The sequence below is a fragment of the Plantactinospora soyae genome (assembly GCF_014874095.1).
Lineage (GTDB): Bacteria > Actinomycetota > Actinomycetes > Mycobacteriales > Micromonosporaceae > Plantactinospora > Plantactinospora soyae.
In genome coordinates, this window is record NZ_JADBEB010000001.1 from 1906430 (window position 1) to 1922529 (window position 16100).

General features: G+C 69.7%; 12 protein-coding genes. 8 read left to right on the plus strand and 4 right to left on the minus strand.

Annotated elements, in window-relative coordinates:
- Positions 1-7 precede the first annotated feature (7 nt).
- Positions 8-2476, plus strand: coding sequence for a hypothetical protein (locus H4W31_RS08505; RefSeq protein ID WP_225945449.1), 2469 nt, complete (start codon positions 8-10; stop codon positions 2474-2476).
- A gap of 124 nt (positions 2477-2600) precedes the next feature.
- On the opposite strand, the gene H4W31_RS08510 is transcribed toward H4W31_RS08505, so the two are convergent.
- From H4W31_RS08510 to H4W31_RS08520, 3 genes are all read right to left on the minus strand, one after another.
- A complete protein-coding gene (locus tag H4W31_RS08510; RefSeq protein ID WP_192766158.1) occupies positions 2601-4100 on the minus strand; it encodes a glycosyltransferase family 87 protein in 1500 nt (499 codons plus the stop codon).
- Positions 4101-4288: 188 nt separating this feature from the next.
- Positions 4289-7252 (minus strand): transglycosylase domain-containing protein, encoded by a 2964-nt coding sequence (locus tag H4W31_RS08515; protein WP_192766159.1) that lies wholly within the window; start codon positions 7250-7252, stop codon positions 4289-4291.
- A 200-nt stretch (positions 7253-7452) separates the two neighbouring features.
- Complete coding sequence (locus tag H4W31_RS08520; protein WP_192766160.1) at positions 7453-7932, minus strand: DUF5318 domain-containing protein; 480 nt, start codon at positions 7930-7932, stop codon at positions 7453-7455.
- A gap of 197 nt (positions 7933-8129) precedes the next feature.
- Between H4W31_RS08520 and H4W31_RS08525 the strand changes: the two genes are divergently transcribed.
- Entirely contained in the window at positions 8130-8780 is a 651-nt protein-coding gene (locus H4W31_RS08525) for a PadR family transcriptional regulator (protein WP_192766161.1), read from the plus strand.
- Between the two features lie 40 nt (positions 8781-8820).
- Positions 8821-9900 (plus strand): inositol-3-phosphate synthase, encoded by a 1080-nt coding sequence (locus H4W31_RS08530; RefSeq protein WP_192766162.1) that lies wholly within the window; start codon positions 8821-8823, stop codon positions 9898-9900.
- A 138-nt stretch (positions 9901-10038) separates the two neighbouring features.
- Here H4W31_RS08530 and H4W31_RS08535 read toward each other — a convergent pair whose 3' ends face one another.
- The gene (locus H4W31_RS08535) at positions 10039-10515 is read right to left on the minus strand and encodes a methylated-DNA--[protein]-cysteine S-methyltransferase (RefSeq protein WP_192766163.1); all 477 of its coding nucleotides are present in this window, start codon (positions 10513-10515) and stop codon (positions 10039-10041) included.
- A gap of 103 nt (positions 10516-10618) precedes the next feature.
- Here H4W31_RS08535 and H4W31_RS08540 point away from each other — a divergent pair, with 103 nt between their 5' ends.
- The 5 genes from H4W31_RS08540 (at position 10619) to H4W31_RS08560 (ending at position 16052) form a co-directional block, all read left to right on the plus strand.
- Positions 10619-10972, plus strand: coding sequence for an ArsR/SmtB family transcription factor (locus H4W31_RS08540; protein WP_192766164.1), 354 nt, complete (start codon positions 10619-10621; stop codon positions 10970-10972).
- Complete coding sequence (locus H4W31_RS08545; protein ID WP_192766165.1) at positions 10969-11238, plus strand: hypothetical protein; 270 nt, start codon at positions 10969-10971, stop codon at positions 11236-11238. The genes H4W31_RS08540 and H4W31_RS08545 overlap by 4 nt, the downstream gene beginning before the upstream one ends.
- Before the next feature lie 209 nt (positions 11239-11447).
- The gene (locus tag H4W31_RS08550; protein ID WP_192766166.1) at positions 11448-12959 is read left to right on the plus strand and encodes an alpha/beta fold hydrolase; all 1512 of its coding nucleotides are present in this window, start codon (positions 11448-11450) and stop codon (positions 12957-12959) included.
- Between the two features lie 222 nt (positions 12960-13181).
- Positions 13182-13718: a TetR/AcrR family transcriptional regulator gene (locus H4W31_RS08555; protein WP_192766167.1), complete on the plus strand. Its 537-nt coding sequence runs from the start codon at positions 13182-13184 to the stop codon at positions 13716-13718.
- Positions 13719-13844: 126 nt separating this feature from the next.
- The gene (locus H4W31_RS08560; RefSeq protein ID WP_192766168.1) at positions 13845-16052 is read left to right on the plus strand and encodes an MMPL family transporter; all 2208 of its coding nucleotides are present in this window, start codon (positions 13845-13847) and stop codon (positions 16050-16052) included.
- Positions 16053-16100 lie beyond the last annotated feature (48 nt).

A 16100-nucleotide genomic window follows, 5' to 3' on the forward strand; every position in this document is an offset into this window, starting at 1 on the left:
CGGGCCGATGTCGACGGACCAGTCCAACGTCGCCGACGGGACAACCGAGTCCACCGAGTTGCGCGGCACGGCCGGAGCCGGCACCGCCAGCGCCGGGACCTCGGCAGACAGCGCCACCACCTCCGGTATCGCCGAGACCCCGACCGAAGCCGGTACCGCCAAGGCCGCAGCCGCGCCCGGTACCACCGCCGAGGCATCGAACGCGGAGCCCGGCACGGACCCGGACGAGAAGCCCGGCACGGACCCCGACAGGAAGTCGGACCCGGACAAGAAGACGGAGCCGGGCGAGAAGACGGCGCCGGACGAGACCGAGCCAGGCGAGAAGGACGAGACCGAGCCAGGCGAGAAGGACGAGACCGAGCCAGGCGAGAAGGACGAGACCGAGCCAGGCGAGAAGGACGAGACCGAGCCAGGCGAGAAGGACGAGACCGAGCCAGGCGAGAAGGCCGAGACCGAGCCAGGCGAGAAGGCCGAGACCGAGCCAGGCGAGAAGGCCGAGACCGAGCCGGGCGAGAAGGCCGGGGCGGAAGCGGCGGAGAAGTCCGAGAAGGACGCCGGCACCCCGGCCGCCGAAACCGGGAAGAGCGCCGAGAAGGAGAAGTCGAGCAGCCCGGAGGAGAAGAAGCCGGAGGAGAAGAAGGACGGGAAGGCGGAGGAGAAGGACGGGACGAAGGCCGAGTCGGACAAGCCGGATAAGCCTGACGACCCGTTCACCGCGTTCGCGCCGGCCCCCGAGCTGGTACCGGGCCGGCTCCGACGGATCGGCCGTGGCATCGGCCGCCGACTCGTACACGAGTGGACCCTCGCCGGGCTCGGCGGACTGGCCCTGGCCGTCCTGATGACCTGGCCCACCCTGCGCTACCCGCGACACACCCTGCCGCAGGACTACTGGGATCCCACCCTGCAGGCGTGGCAGGTCGCCTGGTCCGGACACATCCTGCTGACCAAACCAGCGCAGCTCTGGCAGAGCAACAGCTTCTTCCCGGAAAACTGGACCTTCGCCTTCTCGGACACCCTGCTCGGCTACGCGCCGGCCGGCATGATCGGCCAGGGTCCGGAGGCGGCGATCCTCCGCTACAACATCCTGTTCGTACTCGCCCACGCGCTCGCGGTGGTCGGGGCGTACGCGCTCGTCCGGCAGCTCGGCTCGGGACGGATCGGCGCCGCGGTGGCGGGCGTCGGTTTCGCGTACGCGCCCTGGCTGCTGTCGCAGGCCGGTCACCTGCACGTCATCTCCAACGGAGGAATCCCGCTGGCCCTGGCGATGCTGGCCCGGGGACACGGCTGGTCGCTGCGGCACGGTTACCGGCCCGAGCGTCGACGTTCCGGCTGGGCCTTCGCGGGTTGGCTGGTCGCCGCCTGGCAGCTCAGCCTCGGTTTCGGCATCGGCCTCGTCTTCGCGTACGTCCTGGGGCTGATCGCAGCCGTGGTGTTGCTGAGCTGGCTGGTACGCCGGGTCATGCGCCGGCCACGGCAGCCGTTCGGGTTCCGGATGCTGCTGGCCGACTTCTGGGGTGGCGCGATCTTCGCCGCTACCGGTGCCCTGCTGGCGATCCCGTACTTCAAGGTTGCGCAGGAGCACCCGAACGCCCGGCGGACCGCCGAGGAACTGCACAACTACTCCCCGCCGCCGGGCGGGTTCCTGACCTCCCCGACCGAGTCCCTCGTCTGGGGTGACCTGCACGAGCGGGCCCGCGACGGGCTGCCCGGGCTTCCGGAAACCACCCTGCTGCCGGGGTACGTGCTCCTCGCGCTCGCCATCGCCGGCCTGTTCTTCTCGATCTGGACGGTACGGCAGCGACTGCTGCTGCTGGCCGCCCTGCTCGGCAGCGCGGTGCTGACGATGGGCAGCCGGTTCTTCGGCGGTACCTATACCTACCTGCCCCTCTTCGAGCACCTGCCCGGCTGGGACGGCCTGCGTACGCCCGGTCGGCTGATGATCTGGACCACCCTGGTGCTGGGCGTCCTCGCGGCCGGCTCGGTCGGCGCCTTCGCCGAACGGGCACGGCAGATCTCGGCCGTGGAGCGGGTACCACCCCGACCCGGCCCGTTCCTGCGCCTGGTCACCCTGCTACCGCTGCTGCTCGTACTGGTCGAGGGGCTCAACGTCACGCCGCACCCGATCGTGCCGCAGCAGCCGGCGGCGATGCGGGTGTCGAACGGGCCGATCCTGGTGCTGCCGTCCGACCAGAAGACCGACCAGCACGTCATGCTCTGGTCGACCAGCCGGTTCCAGGACATCGTGAACGGCGGAAGCGGCTTCACCCCGGGCCGGCTGGAGGAGGTCCGCAAGGTGACGGCCAACTTCCCGGACTCGGCCAGCATCGACTATCTGCGTGAGCTGGGTGTGCGGACCGTCGTGGTACTGAAGGACCGGGTGGCCGGCACTCCGTTGCAGACGACGATCGACCTACCGGTCGACACCCTCGGCATCAGCCGGGAGGACGTCGGGGAGACCGTGGTCTACCGGCTCTGACGGTGCACGCCGAGGCCGGTTCCGGAGGCGACGCCCGTACACCGGCGGGGTTCTCTCGAAGACGCTCCCCACCGATTCCGGTGGGGAGCGTCGCCGGTCTCCGGGGGTCGGCCCGGCGGTGTCGTCAGGCCGGGGCCGGTTCGCGTTCCGGTTCGGGGACGCGGCGCAGCCGGCGCAGCCATCCCGCATCCGGTGCGCCGTCGTAGTCGCCGCCGTCGGGGTCGTCCGGATACGTGGCCCGGACCGGGTCGTGCTCCGGGTGCAGGATGTCCCGGATGATCAGTCCGCAGAGCACGGCGACGGTGGTCAGCCGGAACGTGGCGGCGAGCACGAAGACGCCCTCCGGAAAGACCTGCTTGCCGGCGGCGCCGAGCAGTTCGCCGTAGAACGCGAGGAAGTAGCCGACCTCGGCAAGCTGCCACGCGAGGAAGGCTCCCCAACGCGGCCGGGCCAGCACCGCCAACGGCAGCAGCCAGAGCGTGAACTGCTGGGACCACACCTTGCTGAAGATCAGGAACGCCGCCACCATCAGGAAGACCAGGGCTGCCAGCCGAGGACGCCGGGGCGCGAACAGCGCCAACGCGCCGATGCCCAGGAAGGCCAGGGTGATCAGGGCGTACGACAGGGTGTTCAGCGTCGGTATGTGTTCGCTGAGCCACTGGAAGGGACCCTGGTCGCCGGGGCTGCCGCTGTTCCACTTGCCGTCGAGGTAGCGACCGATGTACCACAGCGTGCCCCAGTCGATGGCACGCTCACTGTTCAACTGGAAGAAGCGGCTCCAGCCGTCGTGGTAGAGGACCGCCACCGGCAGGTTCACCGCCACGATGGTCGTGATCGCCGAGCCGATCGTCACCACCATCGCCCGGACCCGTGCCGTACGCAGGGCGAAGAGGAACAGTGGCCAGAGTATGAACAGTGGCCAGAGCTTCGCGGAGGTGGCCAGGCCGAGCAGGATGCCGGCGGCCAGGGGTTGTCGTCTGGCCCAGGCGTACAGGCCGATGGCGGCGAGCCCGATCGCGAGCAGGTCCCAGTTCACGGTAGCGGTGACCAGTAACGCGGGGGAGAGCGCGAACATCGCGGCGTCCCAGGGCCGGCGCCGTCGTAGCGCGAGGATCATCGCAACGGTGGCCACCCCGAGGGCACCGAGCACCAGGGCGTTCAGGTTGTAGAACCACTCCGCCTGGTTGATCTCGGGCCGGTTCTCGCCGATGCTGTGCACCGGGAGGCCGAGCGCCCCCATGAAGAACCCGGTGACGACCGGGTACTCGACCGGGTGGTCCCGGTAGGGCACCTTGCCCTCGTTGAGGCCCTCGGCGTAGTAGAGCGCGAGCACGTCGGTGTAGCAGAACTTGGTGTACTGCGAGTTGTTCTGCCAGGCGCCGGTCTGGCAGGGCGATTTCTGTACCCAGTGCAGGGCCAGGGTCAGGCAGGTCAACGCCAGCACGATCCGGGCCGCGGTCCAGAACCGGCCGCTCCACTGGGTGCCCCGCCGGTCGACGCCGCTCGCGTGCTCTCCGATCGGGCCACCGATGGCCTCGGAGAGCCCGCGGACGAACCCGTCGGACCGGGACGGGTGGTCAGCCTTTTCAGGTTCGTCGATGCCAGCCGGCGACTGCGCGCTCATGGGTAAGCATCCTGCCGTATCGGAGCCGCCGCCACGAGCAGGAGGGGCGTACGGAACCGAGCCGGCGAGGCGGGATGGGCGGCCATCGACAGATTCATCCGAATCGATGTGGAGAAAGGCGGACGGCCCCGACCACCTCGGCAGGTGGTCGGGGCCGTCATCGTGATTGCCGGCGCGGTTCTTCGAACTCAGTCGCGCAGACCGGTCGTCGTGTTGGGCAGGACCGCGACCCCGCCGCCACCGCCGCCGCCACCGCGACCGTCGTCAGGATCGTCGCCATCGCCCGGATCGTCGCCGGGACCCGGAGGGTTACCAGGGTTCGGGTTGGTCGGGAAGAAGGGCGGGTTGGTGTTGTCGGGGTTCTGGTTCTGGTTCTGCGGCGGGCAGACCCCGTTCACCGGATTCGAGCACGGTGGTGGCGGCGGCGGTTTGACGCCGTTGCCCCGGTCAGGATCGCCGATGCCCTTGGAATCCGGTAGCGGCTTCTTGGGATCGCCCTTGAGTGCGTCGCTCATGTACTGCTGCCAGATCTCGCCCGGCAGGCTGGCGCCGCTGACAGGGTTATTGTCAGATTTGCGAATCTGAGGTTTCCTCGGATTGTCGCTGCCGACCCAGACCGCCGTGGCCAACTGCGGGGTGTAGCCGACCATCCAGGCGTGCGCGTTGTCCTTCGTGTTGCCGTACTGCCACGTGCCGGTCTTGCCGGCCGCGGCCCGGCCACCCTCCAGACTTCGACTGTTCGCGCCCGGGATCTTCTTCAGCACCGAGGTGACCTCGTCGGCGACCTCCGGCTTGATCCGCTGCGAAGACTTGAGCTGCTCGCTGCCGGCGCTGATCTTCTTCCACGCGCCGGTCTGCTTGTCCTGCTGCTCGATCGTCAGGATGAAGTGCGGCTTGTTGTACTTGCCCCGGTTGGCGAGGGTCGCCAGCCCGGTCGCGTGGTCGAGAACGGTGATCGGGTACTGCCCGTACGCGGCGACGTGGAAGAACGGCTCGGTGTCCTTGTCATCGATCTGCGTCTTGGCCAGGTTGATCGGCTTCGACGCACCCTTGGGAGGAGTGGTCCACATCGTGGTGATGCCGGCCTGCTTCGCCATGTTGACGATCTTGCCCGGGCCGATCTCCTCGCTGATGTGGTAGAAGGGCACGTTGTAGGACCTCACCGTCGATTGTTCGAGGGTGCAGTACTTGTGGCAGGTGGTCTTCTCCGCGCCGGCGTTGCCGATCTCGTCCTTGATGCCCTCGGCCTTGAACGGCTCGGAATTCCAGTGCGACTCGAGTGAGATGCCCGCGTCGATCGCGGCGGCCAGGGTGTAGACCTTGAACGACGAGCCCGGCGGGTGACCGCCGACCAGTTCGCCACCGAGGGTGTTCTTTCCGGCGTAGTCGATCCCGGTGCCGTCGTTGCCGCCGTAGTAGGCGAGCACCCGGCCGGTTGCCGGCTCGATCGAGACCAGCGCCGCCTGGAGGTTCTTCGGCTGGTCGTTCAGCGGGGATTCCTTCTTCTCCTGCTGAGCCGCCAACTCCGCCGCATTCTGCATCTTCATGTTGATGCTGGTCTTGATCTTGTAGCCATCCATGGCCAGCGTCGCCTGACAGGTCGGCTTCGTGCTGCCCGCCGGCACCGGGCCGTCGTGGCAGATCCCCTTCTCCGCCATCTCGGCCCGGACGTAGTTGACGACGTTGCCCTTGGGCGTCTTCACACCGCTGGACGCGCTGGCGTCTGTCCTATCCTTCACCGCCGGGTACTCGGTCGGTCGCTCGGCCTCGGTGATCCACTTCTCCTCGAGCATGCCGTTGATCACGTAGGTCCAGCGATCCTTGGCAAGCTCCGGGTTGTCCTCGGGATCGAAGCCCTTAACCCCGGTCTGGGGATCGTTGACCGGCTGCTTGATCACCCCGGCCAGCACCGCGGACTCGGCCACGGTCAGTTTGTCCGCGCCCTTGCCGAAGTACGTCCGCGCCGCCATCTCGATGCCGTACGCGCCCCGGCCGAAGTAGATGGTGTTCAGGTAGTGCTGCATGATCTCGGCTTTGGTGAACTCGTCGTTCAGCTTCGAGGCGAGGATCGCTTCCTTGACCTTGCGCTGGTAGCTGTCGTCGTTCAGGTTCTCGTAGGCGTTCCGGGCGTACTGCTGGGTGATCGTGGACGCACCCTGCTTCGTGCCGCCGGTGAAGTTGTTCCAGGCGGCACGGGCGATGCCGAGGTAGTCGACGCCCTTGTGCTTGTAGAACTTCCGGTCCTCGGCGGCGGCCACCGCCTTCTGCACGTAGTCCGGGATCTTGTCGAGCGACACGATCACCCGGGCCTCTTCGCCCAGCTTCACGATCTGGGACCGGTTGTCGTCCGCGAAGATGGTGGTCCCGACCGGCAGCGGAATCTCGTCCGGCAGCACCACGTTGGTGGAGTAGTAGGTCACTCCGACCACGCCGCCGCCGGTCAGCATGATCAGCACGGCGAAGGCGGCGATGACCAGGTTCATCCGCTTGCGCTTCTTGGCCCGCTTCAGCGCCGCAGCGTCCGGCTCACCACCCCTGCGGCCACGACGGCCACCGGAACCCCCCGCGCCGCCGGGCCCGTCCGGATCGTCGGGTCCACCGGGACCCGCCGGAGAGACCGGAACGACCGCCCGGCCGACCCGGGCCCGACCGGCGGTGCCGTTCGCCCCCGCACCACTCACGGACGCGGCTCCGACACTCGCCCGTCCCGCGGACGCTCGGCCGGCCGCGGGGGCGTCGCCGTATCCGCCACCCGAGCCGGGTGCGCCGGGGACCGCCGCGCTGCCGACTCCGGCCCGGCCGACCCGGGCCCGACCCGGCGAGGCCGAACCGACGGACGCCGAACCGACGGACGCCGAACCGGAGGCCGGTGAGACCGGTGCGGCCCAGCCGCCGCCGGCCGGAGGCCGACCCGGTGGCGCGGCCCGGCCGGACGGGGCCCGCCCGCTGACGCTCGCCCGGGCCGACGCACCGTCGGCCCGGCCGTTCGCGGGCCAGCCGCCGCGATCGCCCTCCGCCGAGCGCCGATCGGCGTCGGCCTGGTCGTCGCGGGACGTGCGGCGGTATGGATCGTCCGCTGGTCCGTGGTCGCCGTTCGCGCCCGGGAACTGCGCCCGACCGCGCGCGGAACTAGGATCGCCGTACGAGTTCATTCGTCACACCCTGCCGGTCGCGGTGATGGGCGTTCGCGCCACCACCGGGTTGCCGTGAGCTGGAACACGCCGCATCCAGAGTCGGACGCGCCGAGCTACAGATGCCGCAACATGGGAAATAACCGGACTTATCCGGTTTGCTGAGTGATACTCGCCCCGCCAATGTCGGAAGATCCCCGAATCGGGAAGACGAGTCACGATCACCGCCGCGCCTCGCGCCTTCGTCTGACCGCGGTGCCGTTCGCGGTCGCCGTCGCGGCCACCGCCGCTCCGCCGGACGACACGCCCGCACCATTGGCGGCATCGTCGCCGGACACGCCATCCCGGCCGAGCAGGTACTGCTCGACGAGATGGTTCCAGTCGCAAGCGCGGCACACCTCCACCACGTACACCTGGAACTCACGCAGGGTCATCGCCAGCACCGACAACTCCGCCTGGGTGCGGGCCTGTCCGGCCGACTGCTTGAGTTCATCGCCGTAAATGTAGTGGACGTGGGTCAGATTTTCCCGCCGGCAGACCGGACAGAGTGCCTCGGTCGGCTCGCCGTGGAAGCGGGCGGCGTTCTTCAGGTAGGGCGAGGCGTCGCAGACCTCATAGGTGCCGACCCGACCCGAATGCACCTCACGCAGCACCGCTCGCTTCTGAAGCGAGTAGTCGACGACCTGGCGCTGCGAACGCATGCGCAAGAGAGTACGCGGTCCGGCCGGACGAGGCGACCACCGTCACTGAGCGTAGTGGAATCTGTGCTCAGCGGGGGTTTGCCACGCCGAGCCGGAGGGTCTACGGTGCGATGTATCGGCCCGATACATCGAGTCGGTCACGGGCTCCTGACAGGGAGGCCACGCCGGTCCTGACGGAGACGCGGAGAGGGGTGCTCATGTTCGAGCTCGCCATCCTCGGCCTTCTTCAGGAGTCCCCGATGCACGGCTACGAGCTCCGCAAGGAACTCACGGCCAAGCTCGGGGCGATCCGGGCGGCGATCAGTTACGGCTCGCTCTATCCGACCCTGCGTCGGCTACAGGCGGCCGGCTGGATCACCGAGGCGGCCGAGACCCCGGCCACCGCCGAGGAGATCCCGGCCCTGACCAGCCGTCGCGGCCGAGTCGTCTACAAAATCACCGCCGAGGGCAAGGAACGATTCGCCGAGCTGATCGCCCAGACCGGTCCGGAGACCTACGAGGACGCCGGGTTCGGTGTCCACTTCGCGTTCTTCTCCCGTACCGACCGGGCCACCCGGCTCCGGATCCTGGAGGGCCGCCGGCGCAAGGTCGAGGAGCGTCGCGAGGGTCTGCGCGACGTGTTGAGCCGGGCAGCCGTTCGCCTCGACGCCTACACGCTCGAACTTCAACGCCATGGCCTGGACGCCTGCGAGCGCGAAGTCCGCTGGCTGGAGGAGCTCATCGCCAACGAGCGCTCCGGCCGGACCCCGGCGGGGTCCACCCCGGGCACCGTCCCGGACACCCCGGGCACCGCCCAGGGGCAGTCAGAAGAACACATTCCGCCTCCGCCTGGGCAAGTCCAGGAATGAGACCGGAGCGGCCGTGATGAACACAAAGGAGGCAAACGCGATGGGCTCCGTCCGCGTCGCCATCGTCGGTGTGGGTAACTGCGCCTCGTCCCTGATCCAGGGCGTCGAGTACTACCGCAATGCCGACCCCAACGACCGCGTCCCGGGTCTCATGCACGTCACCTTCGGCGATTACCACGTCTCCGACGTGGAGTTCGTCGCGGCGTTCGACGTCGACGCCAAAAAGGTGGGCATGGACCTCGCAGAGGCGATCGTCGCCAGCGAGAACAACACCATCAAGCTGTGCGACGTGGCGCCGACCGGCGTACTCGTGCAGCGCGGTCCGACCATGGACGGGTTGGGTCAGTACTACCGGGAGATCGTCGAGGAATCCGACCGCCAGCCGGCCGACGTCGTCGCGGCGCTGCGCGAGGCTCGGGTCGACGTGGTCGTCTGCTACCTCCCGGTCGGTTCCGAGCAGGCCGCCAAGTTCTACGCCACCGCGGCGATCGAGGCCGGTTGCGGCTTTGTGAACGCGCTGCCGGTCTTCATCGCCTCCGACCCGGAGTGGGCGCAGAAGTTCACCGACGCGGGGCTGCCGATCGTCGGCGACGACATCAAGAGCCAGGTCGGCGCGACCATCGTGCACCGGGCGCTGGCCAAGCTCTTCGAGGACCGCGGTGTCGAGCTGCTGCGCACGTACCAGCTCAACTTCGGCGGCAACATGGACTTCATGAACATGTTGGAGCGCACCCGACTGGTCTCGAAGAAGATCTCGAAGACCCAGTCGGTCACCTCCCAGATCCCGCACGAGATGACCAAGGGCGACGTGCACATCGGGCCGTCGGACCACGTGCCGTGGTTGGACGACCGCAAGTGGGCGTACATCCGGCTGGAGGGTCGCTCGTTCGGCGACACCCCGCTCAACGCCGAGCTGAAGCTCGAGGTCTGGGACTCGCCCAACTCGGCCGGCGTCATCATCGACGCGCTCCGGGCCGCGAAGATCGCCCTCGACCGGGGCATCGGTGGCCCGATCCTCTCCGCGTCGAGTTACTTCATGAAGTCTCCGCCCCAGCAGTACGCCGACCACGACGCCCACCAGGCCGTCGAGGACTTCATCGCCGGCACGATCGAGCGCTGAGTGTGACGTACGACAGGAGCGGGGTCGGACCGAACATGGTCCGGCCCCGCTCCTTATTCTCTCCTGTTGCCGTACCCGGCTCCTGAGGACGTACGGGTCGACACGGGTACCGCGGTCCACGGATCGAGCGGTCGAGGATCAGGCCCAGGCGCGCTGGAACGCGACTCCGGCCTCCAGTTCGAGCAGGTGGCGCTTGCGCGGCAGGCCGCCACCGAACCCGACCAGCTTGCCGCCGGCCCCGATGATCCGGTGGCAGGGCACGATCACCGGGATGGAATTCCGGTTGCAGGCCACCCCGACCGCGCGGGCCGCCCCGGGGTCGCCGACCGTCGCCGCCACCTCGCCGTAGGTTCGGGTCTCGCCGTACGGGATCTTCGACATCTCGGCCCAGACGGCGCGCTCGAACTCCGACCCCCGGCGTACGTGCAGCGGCACCGTGAACTGGGTCAGTTCCCCGGCGAAGTACGCCCGCAGCTCGGCCACGGCCGGCGCCAGCCCCGGGTCGGGTGCCTCGGCAACCCCCTCGACCGGCCCGAAGCGCACGCCGCAGATGCCGACGTCGTCGATTCCGACGGACAGCTCACCGATCGGGGTGTCGAGCACGGTCCAGCGCATCCGCCCATTGTTCACCCGGCCGCTGCGGTCGGTCCCGGACGAACCGACTGGCAAAGGATTGCCGGCACCTGCTAACTTCTGTTGGCATGTGCAGGGTTTCGTTATGAGCAGGCCCGGCCCGACCGGCGACGAGCTGGTCCGGGTGCTGGCCACGCTGGCCAACCCACACCGGTTCCGGGTCGTCGCGGCACTGGTCCGGGAACGCAACTACGTCAGCCGGCTCGCCCGCCAGTTGGGGATCAGCCGGGCACTGCTCCAGGTCCATCTACGGAAGCTGGAGGCGGCCGGCCTGGTGTCGGCGCAACTAGAGGTGTCAGAGGACGGGAAGGCAATGAAGTTCTACGAGGTCAACCAGTTCGACTTCCGGCTGACGCCGGACGCCGTCGAGGCGGCGGCGCAGACGCTGAGCCTCCCGGACCCGGGCGACCAGGACGTCGAGAAGGGATCACGGTCATGAGCGAGCACGACTGGACCGAAGTTGTCGGAGCCTTTGGGGTCTTCGTCCTGCTCACCACGGTGGTCACGACGATCATCGTGCAGCTGGCCCGGACCTTGCGGGCCAGGGCGATCCTCGCCCGCGAGGACAAGTACAAGACGCTCGCCGAGACGGCGGTGCGGACCCAGGAGGGCACCGAGCGCCAACTGGCCGAGCTTGGCAGCCGCCTCGCGGCGATGGAAACCAGGATGACGTCCCTGGAGCGGGTGCTCAAGGACGTCGAATAGCCGACCGCGCGGACCCGGGCGAACCACGGACCGAGCGACCACGGATCGCGCAGACCCGGGGCAAACCTCCGACCGCACGAACCGCAAACCGGGCAGAACCGGACCCTGGGCCGCCGAGCGCCAACTCGGCGGCCCAGGAAGAAGCAGCACCACCTCGCCCATGGGCGAGTCCTCGACGCGACGCTCCTCCATCGAAAGGACAGCACTCCATGCTATGGAAAGGCAACTCGACCTGGCGTCGAGTCACCACCTGGGGTACGGCCATCGCCGGCGCCACCGCGCTGCTCGGGGCCGGCGCCACCGGGCCGAGCGGGGCGGCGCCGCAGCGCACGGCGCCGACGATCATCTGGAGTTCGTGCGCCGAGGACGCCACGGCGCAGTGCGGCACCCTGTCGGTGCCGGTCGACTGGAACCACCCGACCGGACCGAGATTCGAACTGGCGCTGGCCCGGCGTACCGCCACCGAACCCGCCGCCCGGGTGGGCACGCTCGTGTTCGGTCCCGGCGGCCCCGGGGACTCCGGGGTGGAGCGGGTGGTGGAGGGCATCAGCCGATTCAGCGCCGACCTCCGGCGCCGGTTCGACATCGTCAGTTTCGACCCGCGGGGCGTGGGGCAGAGCAGCCCGGTGCGGTGCTCGACGGACCTGCTCAACCAGCGGCCCGCACCGGTGTTGACCAGCCAGGCCGACTTCGACGCCACGGTGGCGTACAACCGGCGGCTGTGGGCGGACTGCCGGAAGCAGACCGGACCGGTCTTCGACCACGCCGACACGCCCAGCATGGCCCGGGACCTGGACGCGATCCGGGCCGCGCTCGGCGAGGCGACGCTGACGTACCACGGCAGTTCGTACGGCACCCTGCTCGGTCAGGAGTACGCCGAGCAGTTCCCGCACCGGGTCCGGGCGATGGTGCTGGAGAGCGTCATGGACCACAGCCTGGACACCCGGGCCTTCCTGAACACCCAGACCGCCGCCGCCCAGGACTCGTTCGACGCGTTCGTGGCGTGGTGCGACCGTACCGAGAGTTGCGCCCTGCACGGGCAGGACGTCAGGGCGGTCTGGGCCGACCTGCTCGACCGGGCCGGTCGTGGGGAGGTGCCGGACCCGGAGAACCCGTCGGCGACGCTGAGCCCGTACGCCCTCAGCGGTTTCCTCGCACCACGGGCGTTCTACGAGCCCGACTACGCGACGTTCGCCCAGACGATCAGCGCGCTGAGCACGCGGACTCCCGGCAAGGCGGCCCCGGCGAAGGCCGGCGCGACCGAGGAGGCGGCGCCGACCAGCTCGAACTACCTGGCGATCTTCTGCCAGGACTGGAGTCTGCCGGTCCGGGACTACCGGGAGTACGCCGCCCGGATCCGCCAGATGGCCCGGATCGGCACCGACCTGCCGTACCCGCAGGCGCTGGCGGTGCTGGAGTCCTGCCTCGGTACGCCACCGGTCGACAGCCCGCAGCACCGGTTGCGGGTAGGCACCGACCGGCCGCTCCTGCTGATCAACGCGCTGCACGATCCCGCCGCCGGCCACAACTGGGCCAGCAACGTGGCTCGGCAGCTCGGTGAGGATGGTGTGCTGCTCACCTACGAGGGCGCGGGGCACGGCAGCTACAACGCCGGTCCGTGCATGACCGGAGCCGTCGACCGGTACCTGATCTCGCTGACCCCGCCGGCCCGGGGCTCCCGTTGCCCGGCCGTCGACCCGGCACCGGCCGACGCCGGGTAGTCAACGGACGCCGAAGCTGGTCGGGGCCTGAGCGCCCCGGCCAGCTTCTGGCGTTTCCGGGCGGCGCATCGACCCGCTCGGCCCGGCGCCGCCCGAACACGATGTTGGCCAGGACCTTCCGCAGTCCGGCACCACCTCACGTTAGCCAGCTCACATCCTGACCGATCGGCCAGCTTCTGACCGATCGGTCAGGCATGCTGGGTGGCCGGAGGTGATGGGGCGATGGCGCGCAGCAAGACCCGGGACGAGATCCTGGCAGCGGCTGCCCGGCAGTTCGCCCGGGTGGGCTTCAAGGGCACGTCCCTGCACGACATCGCGGTCGAGGTGGGCTGTTCCAAGGCCACCCTGCTCTACCACTTCGACAGCAAGGAAGCGATCCTCCTGGCGCTGGTCGCCCCCGCCGCGCGGGACCTGGTCGACCTCGACGGCCGGATCGCCGGGCTCGACGCCGCCGCCGCCCAGGAAGCCGCGATCGAGGGCTTCGTCGACCTGGTCCTCGCGTACCGCCGGGAGATCGCGCTGATCTACGACGACCTTCCGCACCTGCTCGAACAGCCGGCGTTCGCGAGCCTGCAACCCGTCACCGCCCGGTTGATCGACACCTTCGCCGGGCGGTCGACGGACCCGGCGGCCCGGATCGCCGCCGAGGTGATGCTCGGCGGAATCGCCGCGATCGCCATCGACCACACCGAGGACAACGCCGCCGACCTCCGGCCGGCCCTGGTCCGGGTGGCCCGACGCGCCCTCCTGCCCGACTGAGCAGACCCGCACCTGAACAACCCCCGCACCTGCACGACCCGCACCTGAACAACCCCCGCACCTGCACGACCCTGCACCCGAACAACCCGGAAACGAACGCCCCACCCCTCGACCGAAGGAAGCGACATGGCGACCCTCCTCTACCGACTAGGCCGGGCCTCGTTCCGGCGCCGCCGGCTCGTGGTGGTCATCTGGCTCGTCCTGCTGGCCGCACTCGGCGGGGCGGCGGTGGCCTTCATGGGCCCGTCGTCGTCGAACTTCTCCATCCCCGGCACCGAATCGCAGCGCGCGATCGACGCGCTGGCCCGGGAGTTCCCCGAGGCTAGCGGCGCGACCGGCACCATCGTGGTGGCCGCCCCCGAGGGCCAGCAGCTCATCGCGCCGGACCGGCAGCCGGTCGTCGCCGACCTGGTACGGGAGGCGTCGGCGCTGCCCGGGGCGATCGGCGCACTGGACCCGTTCGCCACCGGCGCGGTGTCCCCGGACCGTCGGTACGCGCTGATCCAGGTCCAGTTCGCCGCGCAGGCTGACGACATCACCGAGGCGCAGCGGCACGCGTACGAGAACAGTGGCTCGGCCGCGACGGCCGCCGGCCTACAGGTGGAGCACGGCGGCGAGGTGATGTCCGGCGTACCCGAGTTCGGCGGCACCGAGGCGATCGGCGTGGTCATCGCCCTGGTCGTGCTGATCGTGACGTTGGGTTCACTGGTCGCCGCCGGAATGACGATGCTCAACGCGCTGATCGGAGTCGGCGCCGGCATGGCCGGGCTGTACGCGCTGAGCAGCACCGTCGAGCTGACCAGCACCGCACCGGTACTCGCGCTGATGCTCGGACTGGCGGTCGGGATCGACTACTCGCTCTTCATCACCTCGCGCCACCGGCAGAACCTGTTGGAGGGGCTGGCACCCGAGGAGGCGGCCGGCCGGGCGATCGGTACCGCCGGTTCCGCCGTCCTGTTCGCCGGGGTCACCGTCGTCATCGCGCTGGCCGGACTGGCCGTGGTCGACATCCCGTTCCTGACCGCCATGGGTCTGGCCGCCGCCGGCACCGTCGCGGTCGCCGTACTCGTGGCGTTGACGTTGCTTCCCGCGCTGCTCGGCTTCGCCGGCCGGCGCATCCTGCCGCGTCGGCTCCGCAACGCCGAGAACGGCGCCGCACAGGCCGGTACCGACGCGGTCCGGTCCGAGGGCTTCGGATTCCGCTGGGCGCGGATGGTCATCCGGCTGCGCGTACCGGTGATCCTGGTTGCCGTGCTCGGCCTGGGCGCGCTGGCGCTCCCGGCCGCCGACATGCGGGTCGCGCTCCCCGACCCCGGCGCCGGCCCGGCGGGTACGCCCGCCCGTGAGGCCGCCGACCTGATCACCGCCGGGTTCGGGCCCGGGTTCAACAACCGCCTGGTGCTGGTGGTGTCGGGCGATTCGGCGGAGCGCACCACCAACGCCGCCCAGCAGGTCACCGCGGCGGTGCAGGGTACGGAGAACCTGCTCGCGCTCAGCCCGCCGAACCCGAGCCGCGACCAGCGGACCGCCCTGCTGGCCGTCATTCCGACCACCGGGCCGACGGACCCGGCGACGGAGACCCTGGTGCACGACCTCCGGGCGAAGGTCGCCGGCATCGACGGCACGGACGGCGTCGAGGTGGCGCTCACCGGCCAGACGGCGGTCGGGATCGACGTGTCGGAGAAGCTCGCCGACGCGATGCCCTGGTACCTGCTGCTCGTGGTGGGCCTGTCGGTACTGCTGCTGATGCTGGTCTTCCGGTCCGTGCTGGTGCCGCTGAAGGCGGCGCTCGGCTTCCTGCTCACCGTCGGCGCCACCTTCGGGCTCACCGTGCTGGTCTTCCAGCAGGGCCACCTGAGCGGCCTGGTCGGGTTGGACACGGCCGGTCCGCTGGTCAGCTTCCTGCCGATCCTGCTGATCGGCATCCTGTTCGGGCTGGCGATGGACTACGAGGTGTTCCTGGTCTCCCGGATGCGGGAGGACTTCGTGCACGGCGACACCCCGACCCAGGCCACCATCAACGGCATGGGACACGGTGCCCGGGTGGTGACCGCCGCCGCGCTCATCATGACCTCGGTTTTCGCCGGCTTCGTCCTGCTCGACGATCCGGTGATCAAGTCGATGGGCTTCGCCCTGGCCATCGGGGTGGCGATCGACGCGTTCGTGGTCCGGATGACGATCGTGCCGGCGGTCATCTCGCTGCTCGGCCGCAGTGCGTGGTGGCTGCCTGGCTGGCTGTCGAAGATCCTGCCCAATGTCGACATCGAGGGCGAGCGGCTGCGCCGGCATCTGGCCGAGGAGCCGGAGCCGGAGCGGGTACCCGCCGGAGTCTGAGCAGCCCCATCCGGACGCGCCCGACCATCGTGGTCGGGCGCGTCCGGC

Coding starts and splice junctions, on each gene's coding strand:
- H4W31_RS08505 (WP_225945449.1), top strand. CDS start 8: ATGTCGACGGACCAGTCCAACGTCGCCGACGGGACAACCGAGTCCACC.
- H4W31_RS08510 (WP_192766158.1), bottom strand. CDS start 4,100: ATGAGCGCGCAGTCGCCGGCTGGCATCGACGAACCTGAAAAGGCTGAC.
- H4W31_RS08515 (WP_192766159.1), bottom strand. CDS start 7,252: ATGAACTCGTACGGCGATCCTAGTTCCGCGCGCGGTCGGGCGCAGTTC.
- H4W31_RS08520 (WP_192766160.1), bottom strand. CDS start 7,932: ATGCGTTCGCAGCGCCAGGTCGTCGACTACTCGCTTCAGAAGCGAGCG.
- H4W31_RS08525 (WP_192766161.1), top strand. CDS start 8,130: ATGTTCGAGCTCGCCATCCTCGGCCTTCTTCAGGAGTCCCCGATGCAC.
- H4W31_RS08530 (WP_192766162.1), top strand. CDS start 8,821: ATGGGCTCCGTCCGCGTCGCCATCGTCGGTGTGGGTAACTGCGCCTCG.
- H4W31_RS08535 (WP_192766163.1), bottom strand. CDS start 10,515: ATGCGCTGGACCGTGCTCGACACCCCGATCGGTGAGCTGTCCGTCGGA.
- H4W31_RS08540 (WP_192766164.1), top strand. CDS start 10,619: ATGAGCAGGCCCGGCCCGACCGGCGACGAGCTGGTCCGGGTGCTGGCC.
- H4W31_RS08545 (WP_192766165.1), top strand. CDS start 10,969: ATGAGCGAGCACGACTGGACCGAAGTTGTCGGAGCCTTTGGGGTCTTC.
- H4W31_RS08550 (WP_192766166.1), top strand. CDS start 11,448: ATGCTATGGAAAGGCAACTCGACCTGGCGTCGAGTCACCACCTGGGGT.
- H4W31_RS08555 (WP_192766167.1), top strand. CDS start 13,182: ATGGCGCGCAGCAAGACCCGGGACGAGATCCTGGCAGCGGCTGCCCGG.
- H4W31_RS08560 (WP_192766168.1), top strand. CDS start 13,845: ATGGCGACCCTCCTCTACCGACTAGGCCGGGCCTCGTTCCGGCGCCGC.